A 19,649-nucleotide genomic window follows, 5' to 3' on the forward strand; every position below is an offset into this window, starting at 1 on the left:
AGTCCGCCGCGTGACGCCTGCCACAGGCCCACGCGGCGGATCCTACGCCGGGACGGTTCGGCGGACCCGGCCGCGCTCGCCTCAGACCTTCCGGCCGACGACGGCGAAGAACGGCCGGAAGAGCCGGTCGTACGACGTCCGGCTGGTGCGCAGCTGCAACCGCACCACCACGTCGGCGGTCTCCGGGATCATCGAGTACGGCGCGTCGAGCCGGAACGCCGGCGTCTTCCCGGTCCGGCTGACGAGCAGGACCGACGGCGGCAGCTTCTCCTTGTGCGACGGCCAGACGTTGGGCCGGTTGACCGCCCAGCTCTTCTTGTTGACGTTCGATCCGAGCAGTCGGGCGAGGGACTCCTCCGTGCCGGTGCGCGGCGAGTCGCCGGTGATCAGCTGGACGTGGACGCCGCGGGCGTAGGCCTTCCTCAGCGCCGTCACGATGCCGCGCGACTCGAGGTGGTGGGTCGCGAGGTGGATCGCGGCGCCCTTCGGCGCGCTGTTGACCGCCTTCTGCACGACCCGGAGCAGCACCCGCTGGCCGCTGCGCGGCCCGTTCGGCTCGCTCTGGACCGTCCCGTTGCCGAAGCGGTACGACGAGTCCGCCGTGCCCCCGGTGGGCACGTTGCAGAGGTCGACGACCAGCGCGTTGTGGTCGGAGTTCAGCGTCCGGGTGGACTGGCTCGAGACCGAGAACTTCGCGGCGCCCCGGAGGAAGAGGTAGTCGATCGTCGCGCCGTGGTGGTCACCGGTGACCTCGCGCCTCTGCAGGACGTCGTACGTCGGCACGAACCGCTCGTCGTACAGCTGCCCGCGCGGGTACAGCCCCCCGTTGTACGGGACGTTGAAGTCGCCGCCGATGAGCACGGGGCCGCTGTCGTCGAGCTTGTCGGCGAGCTTGTCGAGCCGGCGCAGCGAGGGCCGCAGCAGGCCCTTGACCGGCTTCTCGTACGGCGCGATGTGGGCGGAGACCACCGACAGCACCCGTCCGCCGGTGCGGTTGCGGAGCGTCACCCAGTTGGCGTACCTGATCCCGAGCTGCGCGCGCTGCTTCTTGGTCTTGCCGTGCTTGTTGCTGACCATGAAGGTGCCCTTGCGCAGGAGCTTCCACCGCTTGGAGTTCCACACGACCGGGGTCGCGCCCTTGTACTGCCCCGGGGTGCGCCAGATGGCGTACTTGCCGGGCGCGAGCACGCTGTCGTGCCGCCTCGGGACCTCGTTGTAGGTGACGAAGTCGGGGTTGGTTCCCAGCACGGTGCGGACGTCGGCCTGGAACTTCCTGACCGGGGTGCCCGCCTTCAGGTTCGCCTGCACGAAGCGGTACTTCGGCGGGGAGTAGGTCTTCGCCGCTGCCTCACGCAGGACCGGCCCGGTCGACGCGGAGCCCGCGTGGAGTGCGGCGGGCGCCACCAGCGCTGCCCCCAGGAGCAGGGCGAGCGGGAGTCGCTGGAACCGGGATCGACACTGGAAACGCATGGCCACTCCGAGGATTCGTCACTAAGGGCCCATTGATAACACCAGTCACACCAGTCCCAGCGCAAGGACATCGGGGGAACTACATATCTGTAGTTCAGGCTCGGACTCCGTGGGCCGCGGGAGCCCTCAGACGACGCCGCGGAAGCGCGCCGGGATCCGACGGAACGGCCGCCGCTCCATCGCCGGCACCATCCGGGCGCCGGTCGAGCGGGTGATGCCGTTGTCGAGGGTCGTGACGATCTCGGCGAGCCGCGCCGGGTTCGGCACGAAGTCGGCGACCTTGTCGAGGTCGGGGCCGAGGTCGGCCCCCACCTCGGCGTTGAGCCGGTCCAGCAGGTCGAGCATCTCGTCGCTGGTGAACTGCCAGCTCGTCGCAGCCGCGCGGCCGTCGAGATCGACCATCGAGCGGCGGTGGGCGGCGACCCGGGCGAGGTGGTCGCGGTCGGCGAACTTCATGTGGAACATGAACAGCTCGGGGTCGACGGCGTACGACGCCCCCCGGATGCCGTGGGAGGCCGTCGTCCACTCGTTCCTGACGAACTTGAGCGCGGGCTTGCAGAACAGCGGGACGAACTTCACCAGGTGGCGCTGGTCGAGGAACGGCCGCCCGTAGTCGAGGGGCGGCTCGGTCGGGACGTGGTGGACGACGTTGAGGCACATGACGCCGACGGCCTGGGAGCCGCGGCGGGCGGCGGCGAACTCGCGCAGCCCGGCGTACTTCGCCGGGTCGGGGACGATGAACTCGTCCGCGTCGGCGAAGACGACGGCGTCGTGCCGTCGCAGCAGCTTCGCGGCCACCTTGCTCACGATCCGCATCCGGGCCGGCTCGAACTCGCCCTTGATCGGCCTGATCCGCTCGACCCGGCAGTCGAGGCCCTCGGTCGAGCCGTCGTCGGAGCTGTCGTCGACGACCACGACGCTGTCCATGCCGAGCTGGCCGCCGTAGTGGTCGAGCCACTTGCGCAGCATCCGGCCCTCGTTGCGGACCATCGTCACGGCGGCCACCCGCGGCAGCGCGCTGCTCAAACCCCGTCTCCTCCCGCCGACGTGCAGGCCCCGACGATATAGCGGGCGGCGCCCCCGGCGGTGGAGCGGGTCAGACCGTGCGGCCGACGGCCTTGAAGAACCGGACGAAGAGGTCGTCGTACGGCGCCTTGGTCGTCCAGACGTGGGCCGTCGTGGGAAGCCGCTGGTTCTTCGGGATGAGCGCCCGGTTGAGGTCGACGCGGACGGCCGGGGTGCCGCCGCTGACGCTGGCCAGGACGCCGGCGTTCGGGAGCCTCGCGGTCTTCCACGCCTGCGGCCGGTTGACCGCGAAGCTCTTCTTGTGGACGTTGCCGCCGAGCATCACGGCGTACCGCTTCTCGAGGGCGGTCTGCCTCCTGTCGCCGGTGATCAGCTGCACGTGCACGCCGCGGGCGTGGGCGCTCTCGATGGCCCGGCGGACCGCGGGGCCGTAGAGGTGCCGGCTGACGAGGTGGACCGAGGCACCCTCGGGCGCCTTGTCGAGGACGGCGATGACCTGGCGCACGGCGGCGCCCGGGTCGCGCCTCGGGTCGTTGGCGATCGTCCCGGGCACGAACGTCGGCGCCTGGCCGGTGGCGAGGCCGAACGCGCCGACGAGGAGGTCGTGGTCGGAGTTGATCTCGCGGACGTACTGGCTCTGCACGGCGAACTGCGAGGCCCGGTGCAGGAAGAGGTAGTCGATCGTCGCGCCTCGGTGGTCGCCGGTCGCGGGCGCCCGACCGGTGATGTCGTACGTCGGGGTCAGCCCGGCGGCGTCGAAGCCGGCCGCCTTGTAGGCCTTGCTGTCGTACTGGACGTTGAAGTCGCCGCCGACGATGAGCGGCCCCGACTTCGCGAGCTCGGCCACGAGCTTCCCGAGCCGCGTGACCGAGGGCCGCAGCAGGCCCTTCACCGGCTTCTCGTCCGGCGCGGTGTGGACCGAGACGACCGAGACGACCGTGCCGGCGGCGTTCTGCAGCGTCGCCCAGCTCGCGTAGCGGCGGCCGAGCTCGACCTTCTGCCGGGCGGTCTTCCCGCGCTTGTCGCTGACCATGAAGGTGCCCTCGTCGAGCGCCGTCCACGTGGCGCCGTTCCAGGCCACGGCGGTCTCGCCGGTGTACTTCCCCGGCGTACGGAACAGGTCGTAGGAGCCGGGCGCGAGCACGGCGTCGTCGCGGTAGGCGACTTCGTTGTAGGTGATGAAGTCCGGCTTCTGCGCCATCACCGTCCGTACGTCGGCCTGGAAGTGCTGCACGGACTGGGGCGAGCGCATGTTGCCCTGGACGACCTTGATCTCGGTGGTCGCCGGCGGTGTGGCCGCGGTGGTGGACGAGGTCGCGGCGCGCGCGGCCCCGGGCACGCCCGCCGACAGCAGCGCCAGCACTGCGAGCGCGGAGGGAAGGGCGGCGCGGCCCACAGGCCGCCCGAGCGGCGCAGCGAGGCGGGGCATTCTCACGGTCGGGCCTTTCGATTCGTCACGCGAACTACATCCGTCACCAGGGATCCCAGCAGTCACACCAGCCCCGTGCAACCGGAACCGAGCAACTACAGATCTGTAATTCGCGAGGCGGTCCGTACGGGTGCGCCGCGGGGGCCGCCGGGACCGGCTCAGCCGGTCACCCCGAGCGCCGCGGCGAGCGGCTCGGCGAGCTCGCGGGCGTACTCGGGGGTGACGTGCTCCTTGTCGCGCATCGTCACCGTGTCGCCGACGACCGAGGGGCACAGCCCGTCGGCGCAGAACCACTTCGAGACGTCCACGGCGGCGGCGCCGGTCTCGCGGGCCTCGCGGAGGTAGCCGCGCTGGATGTTGGCCCGGACCGCCGCCGGCCGGAAGGCGCAGTCGCCGAGGTCGGCGTGGCCCGAGGTGAGGCAGACACCCGGCTCACGCTCCAGCTTCGGGGTGTTGGCGACCACCGCGACGCGGTCGGCCAGCGGCTCGAGCCGCTCGAGCTCGGCCCGCATGCCGTCGGTGACGGTCCGGACGAACTCGGGCCGGTCCTCGGTGTAGCCGACCTGGTCGCCGTCGGGATCGAGCACCGGGGCGAGCGCGGCGCTGACCACGACGACGAGGTCCGGGTGGAGGTCGCGGACCGTGTCGAGCGCCCAGCTCTTGAACTCGTTGCACGCGTCCCACACCCGGTCGGTGTCGGTGTCCACCTGGTCGACCTGCAGGGCCGGGCAGCCGCTGTAGACGAGGCTGTAGGTCGCATAGCCGTGCGCCTTCCCGATCTCCTGGATCGCGGGGCTCCAGGCACGGGCGTGCGAGTCGCCGATGAGGACGATCGTCCGGTCGGCGTCGGGGTCGCCGCCCGGGCAGAGCCTGTGGGTCCCGGTGCGGTAGTCGCAGTCGCCCAGCGACGCGGTGTCCTTGTTGAGGCCGAGCAGCGAGGGGTGCAGGTCGCTCGGCACCGCTCGGCTCTGGCGGGCGGCGAGCACCGAGGCCTCGACCAGGGCCACCTGCGGGTCCTTGCTGAACCGCTGCTGCCCGAAGTCGGCGGTGCTGATGGCCGCGTGGTGGCCGCCGACGCCGAGCTGGTGGTCGACGTACCCGCGGCCCGCCAGCGTCACGACGAGGACGACGACGAGCCCGGCCGGGTAGAGCGCGACGGCGTTCCGCGGCCTCCGCAGGAGCCGGCCCCGGCGCCGGAACGGCTCCTCGACGAGGTGGTACGACAGCGCGCTGAGACCGAAGATCAGGACGAGCGCAGCGGCGAGGTGGGCGTGGGACAGCGTGCGCTCGTCGTAGTGGTCCTCGGCGATGCGCAGGATCGGGAAGTGCCAGAGGTAGAGCGAGTAGGACCAGTCGCCGAGGACCCGGGCCGGCCGGAGGGAGAGTAACCGGAAGGGCGTCGTGCGCGACCCTGCCTCGGCGCTTCCGGCAACCAGGACGAGAGCCGCGCCGACGACCGGCACCGCGACGATCCAGCCGGGCACGTGCGTGCGCGCGTCGAACGTCACCGCGGCGAGGGCGATCGCGGCGAGCCCCACCCAGGCGAGCAGCTCGGCGAGCCACCGCGGCGCCCGCCACTCACGGCCGGTGAGGAGCACGGCGGCCAGGCTGCCCAGCCCCAGCTCCCAGCCGCGCGCCAGCGTCGAGAAGTACGCCGACGTCGGCGACACCCAGGTCGCGTGGACCGACCAGGCGAGCGACGCCGCGACCGCGCCCCCGAGCACGAGGGCGAGCGACCGACGCGAGGGGCGCCGTCCCCGCCGCCGCCACAGCCCGAGCAGGGCGAGGATCACCAGCGGCCACACGACGTAGTACTGCTCCTCGACCGACAGCGACCAGTAGTGCTGCAGCGGCGAGGTCGGCTGGTCCTGGGCGAAGTAGTCGGTGCCGATGTCTGCGAACCTGAGGTTGGCGCCGAAGCAGGCGGCCCACCAGGCGTCCTTGAAGATCTCGACGGCGCGCACGAGCGGGAGGAGGAGCGTCGCGGCCACGGCCGTCGCGGCCAGGACGAGGACCGCCGCCGGCAGGATGCGGCGTGCCCGGCGGGCGTAGAACCCGAGCAGGGAGAGCCTGCCCGAGGTGTCGACCTCGCGCACGAGGAGGCCGGTGATCAGGAACCCGGAGATGACGAAGAAGACGTCGACTCCGACGTAACCGCCGGCCACGGAGGAGAAGCCGGCATGGGACACGATCACCAGCAGGACGGCGAGCGCCCGCATGCCCTGGATGTCACCGCGGAAGAGTCGGCGGGAGGCTCCCGCGGGGGCGGGCGAGCTCGCGACCGACCCGTTCTGGACCGCCGCTGCGGACCCGGTCTGAGTCGTCGCGATGATCGAGTCCCCCATCTTTGGCGATCCGGCAGCCTGGCGGCGGTGACTGTAACCTCTGGGCATGGTCAGAGCAACGGGAAGTCATCGGGGCCCCGTCAAGCGTGGACGGAGCGGCGCCCGGGTCGCCACCGCCGTTCTCGGAACGCTGGCCATCGTAGCCGCCCTCGGGGTCGGAGCGGGCCGTCTTCTGGCGAGTCGCGACGACACGGCCATCGACACGACCGACAGCGCGCTCCAGACCCCGACGCCGTCGCCGACCACCACCCCGACGAAGGCTCCGGCCACCAAGGCGACCGACCGCCACCAGAAGCCGAGCCGCGACAAGCGGCCCGCGCGGGTGGTGCCCGGCCTGCAGCTCGTCCACCTGACGCCGGAGGAGATCGAGGCCCGCAAGGCTGCGGCGCGTGCGGCGGAGATCGCCTCCCACGAGGTGAGCTTCACGATCGGCACGCTCAACGTGCTCGGCTCCCAGCACACCGGGCCGCACGGCAACGACCACCACGGCTGGCCGGCCGCCTCCTGGCGTACGCCGCAGCAGGCGGCCTACATCCGCGGCCACGACGTCGACGTGGTCGGCACCCAGGAGCTCAAGCCCGACCAGCTCAACGGCCTGATCGCCGGCACCGGGTTCAAGGCCTACCCGGGCTACGCGTTCGGGTCCAAGAACACCGACAACTCGATCCTCTACGACCCTGACAAGTTCGAGTTCGTCTCCGGCACCTCGTTCACGATCACGTTCATGAATGGCCGCCGCCCGCAGACGGTGCTGAAGCTGCGCGACCGGGACACCGGCCGGGAGATGTACTTCATCAACATGCACACCTCCGCCGGCCATGACGCGCACGACACCGCCACCCGGCACGCCGGCATGGCCACCGCGGTCAGCTACATCAACAACCTGAAGAGCGAGGGCCTGCCGATCTTCCTCACCGGCGACATGAACGACCGTGAGCCGTTCAAGAGCCGAGTGCTCGCGCCGACCGGCATGACCGCGCCGATCTTCGGCCCCTGGCACTCACGGATCTACGGTCCGGGGTGGCTGGCGGTCGACTGGATCGCCGGAACCGGCAACGTCACCTGGAGCGACTACTGGGTCGACATCCTGCAGAAGCGCAAGATCAGCGACCACTACTTCATCACCGCCCACGCCACCATCCCCGGCGCCTGACCTTCCCCGTCGGCTCGGCCTGCGGGCGGCGTACGCCGTCGCGCAGCTCCTTGACGTCCCCGAGCATGCGGGCGACCAGCCAGGTGGCCACGTCCGCGACCTCGGCGTCGGTCACGGAGTCGGGCGTACGCCGGGGTGCTAGCTCGTCGGGGACCAGCAGCCGGTCCAGGTCGCCGACGACGTCGTACCCCCGCTCGCGGACGAATTCGACCGCCGCCCGGCCCCGCTCGCGGCACTCGGCGACCCGGTCCTCCGGTGGCCAGAACCGCTCCCCCTGTCGCGGCACCAGCCGCTCGTCGGCGAGGAAGGTCCGCAGGTAGACCCCCCGGTCGAAGGCGCGCTTGAAGGGGTGGGGCATGCCGGCGTCGTCGAGCTGCAGGTTGACCCGTCGCATCGTCTCGGCCTCGACGACGCCCATCGACTCGTTGGGGAAGGAGCCGGACAGGTCGTAGGCGGCGGTCTCGAGACCGAGCAGCCCGCCGAACCTGCGCCAGAGGTCGTCGCGCGGCGCCCCGGTGTCGAGCGGCAGGACGTGGACCCGGTCGGGCGAGACGGCCGGCGCCCAGCGCTCGAGCACGAGCCGCAGGTCGAGGGCGCGCCAGTTCCAGACCTCGAGGGGGTTGTCGGAGACCGTCCGGGAGTAGCCGCCGATCGGCGTCGTACCCCTGTTCTTCAGGCTCTCCTGCCAGCTCGCGGTGAAGAGCCCGAGCGGCTCCCTCGCCGTCGCGACCACGTGGACGCGTGCCGGCGCGAGGCGCTCGACCATGCGACGCGCCTGGTCCTCGGCGGCCGCGGCGAAGAACTCGTGGCTGACGAGGGCCCGGCCGGGCCAGGACGCGATCTCGTCGCACAGCCGCTCCCAGGCGCCGGTGGCCCGGGCCGGCAGGCGGTGCATGTGCGGGTCGTCGCGGACCTCCCGGCTCGCCCACAGGTGGTCGCGCCGCTCCCGGCCGGGGAGCAGCAGGCCCTCGGCACGCAGCCGGTCGCGCGTGCCCCAGAGGATGGTCTGGAGATAGGTCGTCCCGGTCTTGGGCAGCCCCAGGTGGACGTAGACCTCGTCGGCCACGGTGCTAGAGGCTCTTGGTGAACTTCTCGATCGCCGCGGCGACGCGCTCCTCGTCACGGGAGGCGAGCGGCACGAGCAGCTCCTGGACGACGTCGGTGAGCTCGGCGAGCCGGAGGTTGTGCCGCCGCAGCTGGATGACGTCCTGCTCGAGCTCGCGCACCTTCTCCTCGAGCTCGTCGACCCGGGCCTGCACCCGCATCGGCCGGCCCAGCCATGCCTTCACGCCCACCGCGCCACCACTCGTCCGACACCAATCTCGTCGCGGTCCCGTCGCGGCACCTTCGACTCCGACGCGTGCAGGATACTCCCGCCGTGATCCCGGACGAGGTCGCAGGCCTCGTCCACCGAGAGCGGCCACACCTGCAGGAGGTCGCCCCGGCTGGTGGTCCAGAAGCTGGCATAGAGTCGTCCGCCGCCGCGCAGGGCCATCTGGGCGAAGCGCATGAAGCCGTCCCTCCCGATCTCGTAGGTCGCGTCGAGCATGTGGGAGGCGAGGATGGCGCGGGGCCCCGGCTGGTGGGCGACCCTCGCGCCCTCACCCAGCACCGAGCGGAGCTCCAGCAGGTTCAGCCGGCGTACGTCGAGCGGGAGGCCGTTCTGCCTCGCCTCGCGGCTCACGGCGGTCGACGCCGCCGGAAGATAGTCGTAGGCGGTGACGGTCCGGCCGTGGCGGGTGAGGAACCGCGCGTCCCGTCCACGGCCCGCGCCGACATCGAGCACATGGACGTCCGGCGCGAGCTCCTTGTGGGCGAGCCGCGCCAGGGCCGAGGGGCCTCCGCGGGGCATCTTCCGGCGGCGGGTGCTGTAGAGCCTGTCCCACTGGCGCAGGCCGACCTGGGTGCCGCGGAACCATCCGTTGAGCTGGGCCTGCGTGTGCGGGTCCTTCTCGAACTGGAACGCCGGGTCCGGAACGCGCCAGCCCGGGCCGTAGATCGCCTCGAGCAGTCGCTCGGGGGCAGCAGGCGCGGGCAGGACGCGGTCGTGGAGGGTGCAGGTGCCGAGCGGGAAGATCCACTCGCGGCGGAAGTCCTGGCCGACCTCCCCCATCAGGTAGAGACGCCCGTCGTCGAAGAAGCCGCCGAACACGTCCAGGCCACGCACGAACCCGTCGGCCTCGGCGACGTCGACCTTGAACGCCGCCCCGCTGTAGCGGTGGGTGGGATAGCCACGGTCGATGATCTCGCGCTGGAGCCGGAACGACTCGCGGACCACGTCGACCGGGGTGGTCTCCTTCGAGACGTAGCCGAGGTCGGCATCGGAGTCGTGGCCGAGGAGCCGCCCCTCGCGGACCGCGCCGAGCAGCGTGCCGTACGCCGGGAAGGCGTCCACGCCCAGGTCGTGCAGGACGGCGATCACCTCCTCGACGGCGTCGAGGAGCGGTTCGGTCTGTCCCGCGTCGCGTACGTCGAAGGTCGCGCTGAGCCGGCGGTCCTTGTCGAGGCTGAGCTGCTCGCCGTGGCGCCCGACGATCGCGATCGCCCCGGTGCCCGCGCCGAACCGGACGGCCTGGTCGAACAGGATCCTGCCGGTCACGGTCTCGCGGACGGTGACCCGGGCCTGACCGTCCAGGAACTGGCGGAGCGGCCCCGGCCACGCCGCCAGACGCGCGGACGGGCCGGTGGGGTCGGCCGCGTCGTCCTCCTTGGTGTCGCGCAGGGTCCAGAAGGACCAGATCCTGCGGCCGTCGAAGAGGACGTCGACGACCTCGTCGTCGGCGACGACGAGGTGGATGCCCCTGCCGTCGACCGAGCGGACGACGTCCGTCTTCGTCGTCATGTGCTGCCGTCCGTGTCAGTCCATGTCGATGTTGGCGTACGGGTCGACGACCTTGCCGGTCAACGGGCTGACGACCTTGGTCCCCGGGCGGATGTAGCCGTCCGATGTCGCCGCCTTGGTGCCGGACGGCGTGACGAGCCGGCCGACCGAGGAGCCGTCGCCGACGGTCAGCCGCGCGCCGTCGCCGCCGCCGAGCGTCGACGCACTGCCACCGGGCGCGTGGGCGAACCAGTAGGTGAGGTGCTTCTGGTAGCGGAGCACGGCCCGCGGCTTCGTGATGACCGCGATGTTCTCGTCGGAGATCGCCGAGAGCCCGGACGCGTTCGATGACCCGTTGACGACGCTGTAGGCCGCCTTGTCGTTGCCGACCACACCGTTGACGGTGAGGACCTTGAGGTGGAAGTACTTGTCGAACTCGCCGTCGCCGTCGTTGTCGACGGCCATGTGGTGGACCGGCACCTTGCCGCGCGTGCCGGCGCTGGTGAGCACCTTGTAGGCCTTGTAGCTCATCACGGTGTAGCCGACCTCGACGTCGCAGCCGTGGTTCCACAGCGCCTTGAGCTGCTGGGCGTTCTTCAGCCCGCGGTTCCCGCGCATCACGTCGGGGAAGAACCGGATGATCGTGCGGTGCTGGGCGTTGCCGTTCGTCGCGCCCTTGCACGAGACCTTGCTCAGCACCTTCGTCGCCGGGTCACCGGTGTAGTACTTCCCCATCTGCGGGGCGAAGGCGAGGGTGAACGGGGGCGAGCTGACGGACCGCCACGGGTTGGTGACCCTCTTGTCCTGCCACGCCTGCTTGAAGATCGTGACCGCGAAGTCGTAGATCTTCCGGTTGCCGACCCAGGTGTACATGTCGTTCCACTGGTTGGTCGCCGCCGCGCTGGTGATGTTGGCGGAGCCCTCCATCACGATCCGGGAGCTCTTGCCGCTCCAGGAGAAGATGTAGTACTTCGCGTGGGCGGAGCCGGACTTGCCGCGGCACGAGCCCTGGCAGACCTTCGCGGCGCTCCAGCGGCCCGGCTTGCGACCCTTGTTGCCCTTGGCCAGCCCGGCCTTGAGCCGCGCGAAGTTGCGGTTCGGGACCTCGGTGCTCCAGTTGCTCGAGTCCATCAGGACCTGCACGCGTACGCCGCGCTTCTGGGCGCGCAGGAGCCGGTCGGTCATCGCGGCGCTGTGGATGTTCCACGACATGATGCGGATCGTGCTGCCGCGGGGGGCGTGGTTGATCGCCCTCTTGATGTGGTCGTTGATGGCGTACTTGACCCGGTCCGGCCCGGTCGCGCTGTTGAAGACCGGTCCGCGCGGGACGTGGTAGCCCTTCGTCGCTGCATCGGCCTTCTCGGACGGCCCTGACCAGGCGACCCCGAGAGCGACTGCGGTTGCCATGATCACCGCGCACGCGGCGACGACCCGCCCTGCCTTCTGCATCTGCTCATACTCCAGCCTGGTCGTCCGATGCGACCGTGTCCTCGACCTTCGCACGACCTGGTCCCCCCGGGTCGGATCGCCCTCGCGGCGACGCGGCGACTGTACCTGACCCTCAGCCCCGGCACGTGGCAATGGCCGACTCGTAGACGGCGCTGTTCCACAGGACCCGCTCGGTGTGTCGGATCAGGCCGCCCGGGACCGCGAAGTAGTGGTCGCCGTAGACGACGATCACCTGCCCCGAGGAGCAGCCGATCCGGTGCGCCGGGACGGCGGCGCCGTCCTCGGAGCAGCCCGGGTAGCGCTTCGGCAGCGTGGCACCGTCCTTCCAGAGCGTCCCGCACGCCGACCAGCCGGCCGGGGCCGGGCTGGTGCTCGCGGAGGGCGAGGACGACGGAGTCTCGCTCGGCGAGCCGGTCATCGAGGGCGTGCTGCTCGAGGCGCTGTCGTCGGAGGCGGTGTCGTCCCCCGAGGACCCGCAGCCGGCGACGAGCGCCAGGGGGACGAGGAGGAACGCCAACGCAGGCAACATCCGCTGGGCACCCATGTTCGCGAGCATACGCGTCCACGACACTGCCGGACGGGAGGCGCGGTCGCCGCGGCCGGGCCCCGCTACGGTTTCCTCGTGAGCACCACTCCCGTCCGCGTGTACGCCGCCCGCCTGGTCGGCCTGCCGATCTTCGATCCCCAGGGGGAGCAGGTCGGAAAGGTCCGCGACGTCGTCGTCACGATCCGGACGGAGAGCAGCCAGCCGCGTGTCCTCGGCCTGGTCGCGGAGGTCTTCGGCAGGCGCCGGATCTTCGTGCCGATGACCCGGGTGACGAGCATCGACAGCGGGCAGGTCTACACGACCGGTCTGCTCAACATGCGGCGCTTCCAGCAGCGCTCGACCGAGACGCTGGTGATCGGACAGATGCTCGACCGGCAGGTCACGATCCGCTCCACCGGCGTCAGCGGCGTCGTGTACGACGTCGCCATGGAGCAGGCGCGCAACCGGGACTGGGTGCTCTCCCGGGTCGCCGTCCAGGAGCCCCCCAAGAAGTTCAGCCGGGGGCTGCGCAGGCGGGGCCAGACCCACGTCGTGGAGTGGAACGACGTCCAGGGGCTCACCCGCCGCTCCCCCACCCAGGGCGCCACCCATCTCCTCCACGCGATCCAGGAGATGCGCCCGGCCGACGCGGCCACCATGCTCCACGAGCTGCCCCCCGAGCGTCGGCGCCAGGTGGTCGCCGCGCTCGACGACGAGCGGCTGGCGGAGGTGCTCGAGGAGCTGCCCGAGGACGACCAGGTCGAGATCGTCGGGGCGCTCGACCGCGAGCGCGCGGCCGACGTGCTGGAGGAGATGTCCCCCGAGGACGCCGCCGACCTGATCGCCGAGCTGCCGACCGACACCGCCGCGATGCTGCTCGAGCTGATGGAGCCCGAGGAGGCCGAGGACGTCCGCCGGCTCATGTCGTACGAGGAGAACACCGCCGGCGCCATGATGACCGCCGAGCCGGTGATCCTCGGCCCGGACGCCACCGTGGCCGACGCGCTCGCGCACGTGCGCAATCCCGACCTGACCGCCGCGCAGGCGGCCGTGGTCTACGTCTGCCGGCCGCCGCTGGAGGTGCCGACCGGGAAGTTCCTCGGCATCGCCCACATCCAGCGGCTGCTCCGCGAGCCGCCGTCGTCGCTGGTCGCCGGCGCGCTCGACGAGTCGATGGAGCACCTCAAGCCCGAGGACTCGCTCGACCAGGTGGCGGCCCACCTGGCGACGTACAACCTGGTCGCGGCGCCCGTGGTCGACGACGCGGGCCACCTCGTCGGCGCGGTGACCGTCGACGACCTCCTCGACCACCTCCTCCCGGAGAACTGGCGGGAGAAGGTCCGCACGGAGCCGGTCCGCGGGGAGGCGGCGCATGGCTGAGACGCGTACGACGCGGGCGCGGCTGGACACCCCGCGCGAGACCCGCCGCCAGCTGGTGCGCCGGCCGACGATCAGCTCGGACGCCTTCGGCGTCTTCGCCGAGGCGTTCGCCCGCTACATGGGCACCGCGCGGTTCCTCGCCTGGATGACCGGGGTGGTCCTCGTCTGGATCCTGTGGAACGTCTTCGCGCCCAAGGACCTCCGGTTCGACGACTTCCCGTTCATCTTCCTGACGCTGGCGCTCAGCCTGCAGGCGTCGTACGCCGCTCCCCTGATCCTGCTCGCGCAGAACCGCCAGGAGGACCGCGACCGGGTGATCGCCGAGCAGGACAGGCGGGTCAACGCCCAGGCGCAGGCGGACATGGAGTTCCTCGCCCGGGAGATGGCGTCGCTGCGGATGGCGCTCGGCGAGGTCGCCACCCGCGACTACCTGCGCTCCGAGCTGCGGCAGCTGCTCGAGGACCTCGAGGAACGGGGCGTGGTCGAGGAGGAGGCCAGGGAGCGGTGAGGCTCCACCTACCACGTACGCTTGCCTCTTGTGAGTAGTACCCTCCTCGACCGCGTCAACGCCGCCCTGGCGACCGTCAACGACCCGGAGATCAAGCGGCCCATCACCGACCTCGGGATGGTCGAGTCGGTCGACGTCGACGACACCGGCGTCGTGCACACCAAGGTCCTGCTGACGGTCGCGGGCTGTCCGCTCAAGGACACCATCAACCGCGACGTGACGGCCGCGCTCGAGCAGGTCGACGGCGTGACGGGCATCGACCTCCAGCTCGGCGTGATGACACCCGAGCAGCGCCAGGAGATGCGCAACGGCCTGACCGGCGGCGCGGCGCAGCGGGAGATCCCGTTCGCCCAGCCCGGCTCACTCACGAAGGTGTACGCCGTCGCCTCGGGCAAGGGCGGCGTCGGCAAGTCCTCGGTCACGGTCAACCTCGCGCTCGCGCTGGCGGAGCAGGGGCTCAAGGTGGGCCTGGTGGACGCCGACATCTACGGCCACTCCGTCCCGGCCATGCTCGGCGTGGCCGACGCCCGGCCGACCCAGGTCGACGACCTGATCATGCCGGTCCCGACGTCGTCGGGCGTCTCCGTCATCTCGATCGGCATGCTGAAGCCGCGACGCGACCAGGTCGTCGCGTGGCGCGGCCCGATGCTCGACCGCGCGCTCGTGCAGATGCTCTCCGACGTCTACTGGGGGGACCTCGACGCGCTGCTGCTCGACCTGCCGCCGGGCACCGGCGACATCGCCATCTCCCTCGGCCAGCACCTGCCCAACGCCGAGATCGTCGTGGTCACGACGCCGCAGGAGGCGGCCGCCGAGGTCGCCGAGCGGGCGGGCACGATGGCCGAGATGATGCACCAGCGGGTGGTCGGCGTCATCGAGAACATGTCCTGGCTGCCCTGCCCGCACTGCGCCGCGGAGGGCAAGGAGCACCGACTCGAGGTCTTCGGGAGCGGCGGCGGCGCCCGCGTGGCCGACACGCTGTCGAAGCGGTTCGGCACCGACGTACCCCTCCTCGGGCAGGTCCCGCTCGACCCGTCCCTGCGCGAGGGCGGCGACGCCGGCAAGCCGATCGTGGAGTCCGACCCCACCTCGGCCGCTGCCCAGGTGCTGACCGACGTCGCCCGCACGATCTCCGGCCGCGGCCGTGGCCTGGCCGGCATGCAGCTCGGGCTGACACCCAGCAACCGGCTCTAGAGATCGTCTTGTAGGTTCATCGCCGTGTTCGGGATCGGGTTCGCGGAGCTCGCGGTCATCGCCTTCGTCGCCGTCCTGGTCCTCGGCCCGGACAAGCTGCCGGAGGTGGCGCGCCAGGCGGCACGCCTGCTGCACCAGCTGCGCAACCTCGCCAACAACGCCCGCGACGAGCTCCGCAACGAGCTCGGCCCGGAGTTCTCCGACCTCGAGCTGCGCGACCTCGACCCGCGCCGGATCATCACCAAACAGATCCAGGAGGCGCTCGCCGAGGTCGAGGCCGAGGAGGCCGTCGCCAAGGCGCCGAAGCCCCTCATGGCCGGCGAGCGGCCGCCGTACGACGACGAGGCGACCTGAGTCTCGCCCCGTCCGGCGGTGAGTGAGCAACCGTTCCCCGGCCCGCTTCGGTTGCCAGGTCACCGCCGCCGGGTCGCCGAGGTCAGACCGGCCGGCTCTGGACGGCGGCGAGCGAGCCGAACGGCACGAGCACGACCCGGCCGGCCTCTCCGCTGAGCAGCTCGACGAAGTCCGCGCCCACGCGGCGTACGACACCCTCGTGGCGTACGCCGTCAGTGCGATGCACCAGGCACCGCTCTCCCGCCTCGGCGAGCCGGCGCAGCGCCGACCCCAGCCCGAGCCGGGCGACAGCCGGCCACGCCACGTCGGGGACGGCCCGGTCGGCGGCGCCGGCGATGCTGCCGACGGCGTCCTGGCGCACGACCCAGTCCACCGCCCCCGCGGAGACCAGGAACCAGCCCTTCGCCACCCGCTCGAGCGTCCCCTGCAGCGTGCCGACGCCGCGGACGTCGACGGCGACGTCGCGCCCGACCGAGGCCATCAGCCGAGCGGCGAACGCCACCTCGGCATACTCCGCCCTGCTGCGGTCCTCGAGCTCCGCCTCCCGGTCACGGGCGTAGGCGGCCTCGGCCTGGCTCTCGAGGTCGTCGAAGAGCGCGAAGAGGTCCTCTTCCCACGACATGGCCGCACCCTGCCAGCCGCCGGGGGCGGGCTCAAGTGCCGTCCGCCGGGGTGCGGCAGCGCGTCAACTCATTCCGGGGCAGTGGCGGCGCGAGTAGCAGCCTTGCGGCGTGAGCGCAGTGCCATGAGACGAGCATGGGGCAGCACCGACTGGGCGCTGATCGCCGGGGACGTGGCACGGCCGCCGAGTGGTGCCCCGGCGACCGTGCCCCGTCAGTGGTGGAACCGGCTCACTGCACCGTGATGGTGAGCTCCTGGGTGGCCGCGGGGCTGACCTCGTTCGTAGCCCTGATCTGCACCGTGACGGTGCCGCTGTCGGTGGGCGTGCCGGACAGCGTGCCCGTGCCGTCGCCGTTGTCGGTGAAGGTCAGGCCCGCGGGCAGCGCGCCCTCGACCGACAGGCTGGGCACCTCAGCCGGGGTCGGCGACTGGGTGGTCGCCGTGGTGACGGTGAAGGAGACCGCGCTGCCACGAGTGACGTTCGCCGCCGGGTTCGAGGTGATCTGCAGCGGCGCCACATCGACGACGAACGACGTGCGCACGGTGGTGCCGTGGTTGCTCGCCGCGACCGTCACCGTCGCGATGCCGGAGCCGACGGTGCGCAGGACGCCGTTGTCGACCGCGACCACGTCGGGCCGGTTCGAGCGGTAGCGCAGCTTGACGCCGGCGGGCAGCGGGGTGCTGCGGCCCTTCGCGATGTAGCCGTGCAGCGCCTCGTCGTCGGTCGCGATCGTGACCTGCGGGTCGATGGTGGTGCCGATGTCGAAGGCTACCCGCTGGGCCACGTCCGCCGCCTGGTCGCCGGCCTGCACAGGTCGGACCGTCACCGTCGTCGGGAGGTGGCCGAGCCGGCCGACCACCCTGACCCACGTGCAGGCCGCGACGGAGTCGGCCGACTCGCCGAGCTCCAGACCGTAGGCGCCGTTGTCGACCTTCATCGTCTGCGTCCCCTCGTCAAAGAACGCCAACGACGACACCGGCACGGTGAAGTGGACCGTCTTCGACTGGCCGGGGCGTAGCTCGACCCGGTCGAAGGCGGCGAGCCGCTTGGCGGGACGCTCCGCCGAGGCCGGCGCGAACGGCGTGGTCGCGTAGAGCTGTGGGGTCGCCGTACCCGTGGTGTCTCCGGTGTTGGTGACCACGGCGGTCGCCTCGATGCTGCCGCTGGCGGTCACGGCGGCCCGGGCGACCTTCAGCCTGGAGTAGGAGAAGGTCGTGTAGCCGAGGCCGTGCCCGAACGCGAAGGTGGGCGTCCCGGTGAAGTACATGTAGGTGCGCCCGGGGCTGGTCGCCGTGGGCCGGATGGCGTAGTCGGCGATCGGGGGGAGCTGGTCGTCGCCTTGGTACCACGTGAAGGGCAGGTGGCCGCTCGGGTTGACGGTGCCGAGGAGCACGTTGGCGATCGCGGGGCCCTGCCGCTGCCCGAGGTAAGAGCTCCACAGTAGCGCCGGCGTGGTCGCGAGGAACGGCCGTACGTCGACCGAGCCGACGGTCTGCAGGTAGACCACCGTGTGCGGGTTGGCCGCCTCGACCTGGCGGATCATCTCGGCCTGGGCGCCCGGGAGCGCCGTGGTGGAGCGGTCGTGGTCCTCCGACGCGGTCGTGTTGTCGGTGCCCGCCACGACCACGACGGCGTCGTAGTCGGGCACGGCCGCGATGCTGGCCGCGTCGACGGTGGTGAGCTGCGAGGCCGTCGTACCCCCGGTGACCCCAGGCAGGAAGTCGACCTGCGCACGGGGATTGCGGGCCAGGATCGCGTTCTTGATGCCAGCGTAGGCGTCGATGTTGTGAGCAGCTCCCGCGCCTGACTGGATGCTGGAGTAGCCGCCAGTGAAGAGCCGCTGCGGGTGGGCGAAGTAGCCGACCACCGCGATCGTGGGGGCGCCGGATCGCGGCACCGACAACGGGAGCAGCGGCCGGTGGCCGACCTTGTCGTTCTTCAGCAGGACCAGCGCCTTCTCGGCACTCTTCTGGGCCTGCGCGAGGCGCTCGGGCGTCTCGGTGATCGCGTTGTTGCTCGGAGAGCTCGTCCAGGTCGTGCCGCCCAGGCGCTCGCGGGCCTCGCGGACCCACGGGACGAGGTTCTCGTCGTCGAACTCGCCGGTCGCCATGCGCGCGGTGAACAGGCGCACGAGCGAGGTGTCCACGTCGCCGACGTTGAAGGTGTCGACCTCGGTCTTGATCTTCTGGGCGATCGCGGTCGGCACGGTGTTCCCGTAGCTGTACTGGTCGTGATAGCCCCAGTTGCAATCGAGGTCCTCGCCGGCGGAGATGGCGTACGCCGTCCGGCCGTACTGGTCGAGCGGGGCGCTGGCCGTCGGCGGCTGCCAGTGGTGGCCGGCCTGGATCTCGTAGACGGCGTCGCAGTCGGAGGTGAAGTACCCGTCGAACCCGTAGGTGTCGCGGGCGAGGTCGCTCATCAGCTGCACGCTGGCGGCTGCCGGGACGCCGTTGACGCTGTTGTAGGAGCTCATGATCGAGCCCGGGTGCGCCGCCTTGACGATGTCAGCGAACTGCTTGGTGTAGTACTCCCGCAGCGTGCGCTGATCCATGTCGGAGGAGCCGTTGCGGCGGTTGAATTCGCTGTTGTTCGCGGCGTAGTGCTTCAGCGTCGCGATGGCCTTGTAGTAGCCGTGGGCCGAGGCCGGCAGCTTGCCGTCCCGCGTCTGCCCCTGCAGGCCGTCGACGTACTGCCCGGCCAGCGCCGCGGTCAGCGTGGGGTCCTCGCTCCACGCCTCGTCGTTGCGGCCCCAGCGCGGGTCGCGCGCCAGGTTGACCGTGGGAGCGTAGAAGTCGAGGTTGAGCCGGTTGGCCGGGGCGGTGTCGCGCGCCTCGTCGCCGATCAGCGAGGCTTCGCGGTAAACCAGCTCTGGGTCCCACGTGCTGCCCATCGACAGGTCGGAGGGGTACGACGTCGTGTTGGTCAGCGTCGTGGCGTTGCCGGTCGGCGTGATCGTCGAGGCGTTCACGCCGTGGTTGGACTCGTTCCACCAGCCCCAGGCCTCGATGCCCAGGCGCGGGATGGCCGGCGCCCTGCTGCTGTTCATCTCCTGGGCCTTCTCGGCGAGCGTCATGCGCGACACCAGGTCCGCCGCACGCTCGGACGGGCTGTAGGAGCGGTCGAGGTAGACGGGGTGGCCGGTGGCGGCGGACCTCGCCGCGCCCGGCGGTGAGGCGGTGGCGCTGCCGCTGAGCGCTCCAGGCGCGGTGAGCATGGCGGCCGCGGAGAGGGAGAGGGCGAGCACGGCAAGAAGCCGTCGACGTGGACTGCTGGTCATGTGATCTCCGAGAGAGAGGCACACCGTGGAGGGCGCGCGACGTGGGGGGTCGCGACGCCCTGCGGGACCAGCCGATGTGACGTCGCTCACATTGG

16 protein-coding genes are annotated in these 19,649 nt (G+C 71.4%); 5 read left to right on the top strand and 11 right to left on the bottom strand.

Annotated features, from left to right (window positions below; all coding sequences use genetic code 11):
* Positions 1–81: 81 nt before the first annotated feature.
* From ABLE53_RS16015 to ABLE53_RS16030, 4 genes are all read right to left on the bottom strand, one after another.
* Positions 82–1,470: an endonuclease/exonuclease/phosphatase family protein gene (locus ABLE53_RS16015; RefSeq protein WP_348860021.1), complete on the bottom strand. Its 1,389-nt coding sequence runs from the start codon at positions 1,468–1,470 to the stop codon at positions 82–84.
* A gap of 126 nt (positions 1,471–1,596) precedes the next feature.
* Entirely contained in the window at positions 1,597–2,496 is a 900-nt protein-coding gene (locus ABLE53_RS16020; RefSeq protein WP_348860022.1) for a glycosyltransferase family 2 protein, read from the bottom strand.
* A 70-nt stretch (positions 2,497–2,566) separates the two neighbouring features.
* On the bottom strand, positions 2,567–3,931 hold the full coding sequence (locus ABLE53_RS16025; RefSeq protein ID WP_348860024.1) for a hypothetical protein: 1,365 nt from the start codon (positions 3,929–3,931) through the stop codon (positions 2,567–2,569).
* Positions 3,932–4,083: 152 nt separating this feature from the next.
* Complete coding sequence (locus tag ABLE53_RS16030; RefSeq protein WP_348860025.1) at positions 4,084–6,270, bottom strand: acyltransferase family protein; 2,187 nt, start codon at positions 6,268–6,270, stop codon at positions 4,084–4,086.
* A 46-nt stretch (positions 6,271–6,316) separates the two neighbouring features.
* On the opposite strand from ABLE53_RS16030, the gene ABLE53_RS16035 reads away from it, so the two are divergent.
* Positions 6,317–7,423 (top strand): endonuclease/exonuclease/phosphatase family protein, encoded by a 1,107-nt coding sequence (locus ABLE53_RS16035; protein ID WP_348860026.1) that lies wholly within the window; start codon positions 6,317–6,319, stop codon positions 7,421–7,423.
* Here the strand turns inward: ABLE53_RS16035 and ABLE53_RS16040 are convergent.
* The 5 genes from ABLE53_RS16040 to ABLE53_RS16060 form a co-directional block, all read right to left on the bottom strand.
* Positions 7,392–8,489, bottom strand: coding sequence for a hypothetical protein (locus ABLE53_RS16040; protein ID WP_348860027.1), 1,098 nt, complete (start codon positions 8,487–8,489; stop codon positions 7,392–7,394). The two genes, ABLE53_RS16035 and ABLE53_RS16040, sit on opposite strands and share 32 nt — an antisense overlap.
* Before the next feature lie 4 nt (positions 8,490–8,493).
* The gene (locus ABLE53_RS16045) at positions 8,494–8,712 is read right to left on the bottom strand and encodes a DUF6752 domain-containing protein (protein ID WP_348860028.1); all 219 of its coding nucleotides are present in this window, start codon (positions 8,710–8,712) and stop codon (positions 8,494–8,496) included.
* Positions 8,709–10,265, bottom strand: a complete 1,557-nt coding sequence (locus ABLE53_RS16050) for a class I SAM-dependent methyltransferase (RefSeq protein ID WP_348860029.1) — start codon at positions 10,263–10,265, stop codon at positions 8,709–8,711. Before ABLE53_RS16050 ends, ABLE53_RS16045 begins: the two co-directional genes overlap by 4 nt.
* Before the next feature lie 15 nt (positions 10,266–10,280).
* Entirely contained in the window at positions 10,281–11,693 is a 1,413-nt protein-coding gene (locus ABLE53_RS16055; protein ID WP_348860030.1) for a phospholipase D-like domain-containing protein, read from the bottom strand.
* Between the two features lie 112 nt (positions 11,694–11,805).
* Positions 11,806–12,237 carry a hypothetical protein gene (locus ABLE53_RS16060; RefSeq protein WP_348860031.1) on the bottom strand — a complete coding sequence of 144 codons (432 nt, stop codon included), beginning with the start codon at positions 12,235–12,237 and terminating at the stop codon, positions 11,806–11,808.
* Between the two features lie 78 nt (positions 12,238–12,315).
* Here ABLE53_RS16060 and ABLE53_RS16065 point away from each other — a divergent pair, with 78 nt between their 5' ends.
* Genes ABLE53_RS16065 through ABLE53_RS16080 form a run of 4 tightly spaced genes read left to right on the top strand, consistent with a single transcriptional unit; the run spans position 12,316 to position 15,655 of the window.
* Entirely contained in the window at positions 12,316–13,599 is a 1,284-nt protein-coding gene (locus ABLE53_RS16065) for a magnesium transporter MgtE N-terminal domain-containing protein (RefSeq protein ID WP_348860032.1), read from the top strand.
* Positions 13,592–14,107, top strand: coding sequence for a DUF1003 domain-containing protein (locus ABLE53_RS16070; RefSeq protein WP_348860033.1), 516 nt, complete (start codon positions 13,592–13,594; stop codon positions 14,105–14,107). Before ABLE53_RS16065 ends, ABLE53_RS16070 begins: the two co-directional genes overlap by 8 nt.
* Before the next feature lie 30 nt (positions 14,108–14,137).
* The gene (locus ABLE53_RS16075; protein ID WP_348860034.1) at positions 14,138–15,301 is read left to right on the top strand and encodes an Mrp/NBP35 family ATP-binding protein; all 1,164 of its coding nucleotides are present in this window, start codon (positions 14,138–14,140) and stop codon (positions 15,299–15,301) included.
* 24 nt (positions 15,302–15,325) lie between these two features.
* Positions 15,326–15,655, top strand: a complete 330-nt coding sequence (locus ABLE53_RS16080) for a sec-independent translocase (RefSeq protein WP_348860036.1) — start codon at positions 15,326–15,328, stop codon at positions 15,653–15,655.
* 82 nt (positions 15,656–15,737) lie between these two features.
* Here ABLE53_RS16080 and ABLE53_RS16085 read toward each other — a convergent pair whose 3' ends face one another.
* Positions 15,738–16,277, bottom strand: a complete 540-nt coding sequence (locus ABLE53_RS16085) for a hypothetical protein (RefSeq protein ID WP_348860037.1) — start codon at positions 16,275–16,277, stop codon at positions 15,738–15,740.
* Positions 16,278–16,506: 229 nt separating this feature from the next.
* On the bottom strand, positions 16,507–19,554 hold the full coding sequence (locus ABLE53_RS16090) for a glycoside hydrolase family 3 C-terminal domain-containing protein (RefSeq protein WP_348860038.1): 3,048 nt from the start codon (positions 19,552–19,554) through the stop codon (positions 16,507–16,509).
* Positions 19,555–19,649: the final 95 nt, after the last annotated feature.

The organism is Nocardioides asiaticus, assembly GCF_040049175.1.
GTDB classification, from domain to species: domain Bacteria; phylum Actinomycetota; class Actinomycetes; order Propionibacteriales; family Nocardioidaceae; genus Nocardioides; species Nocardioides cheoyonin.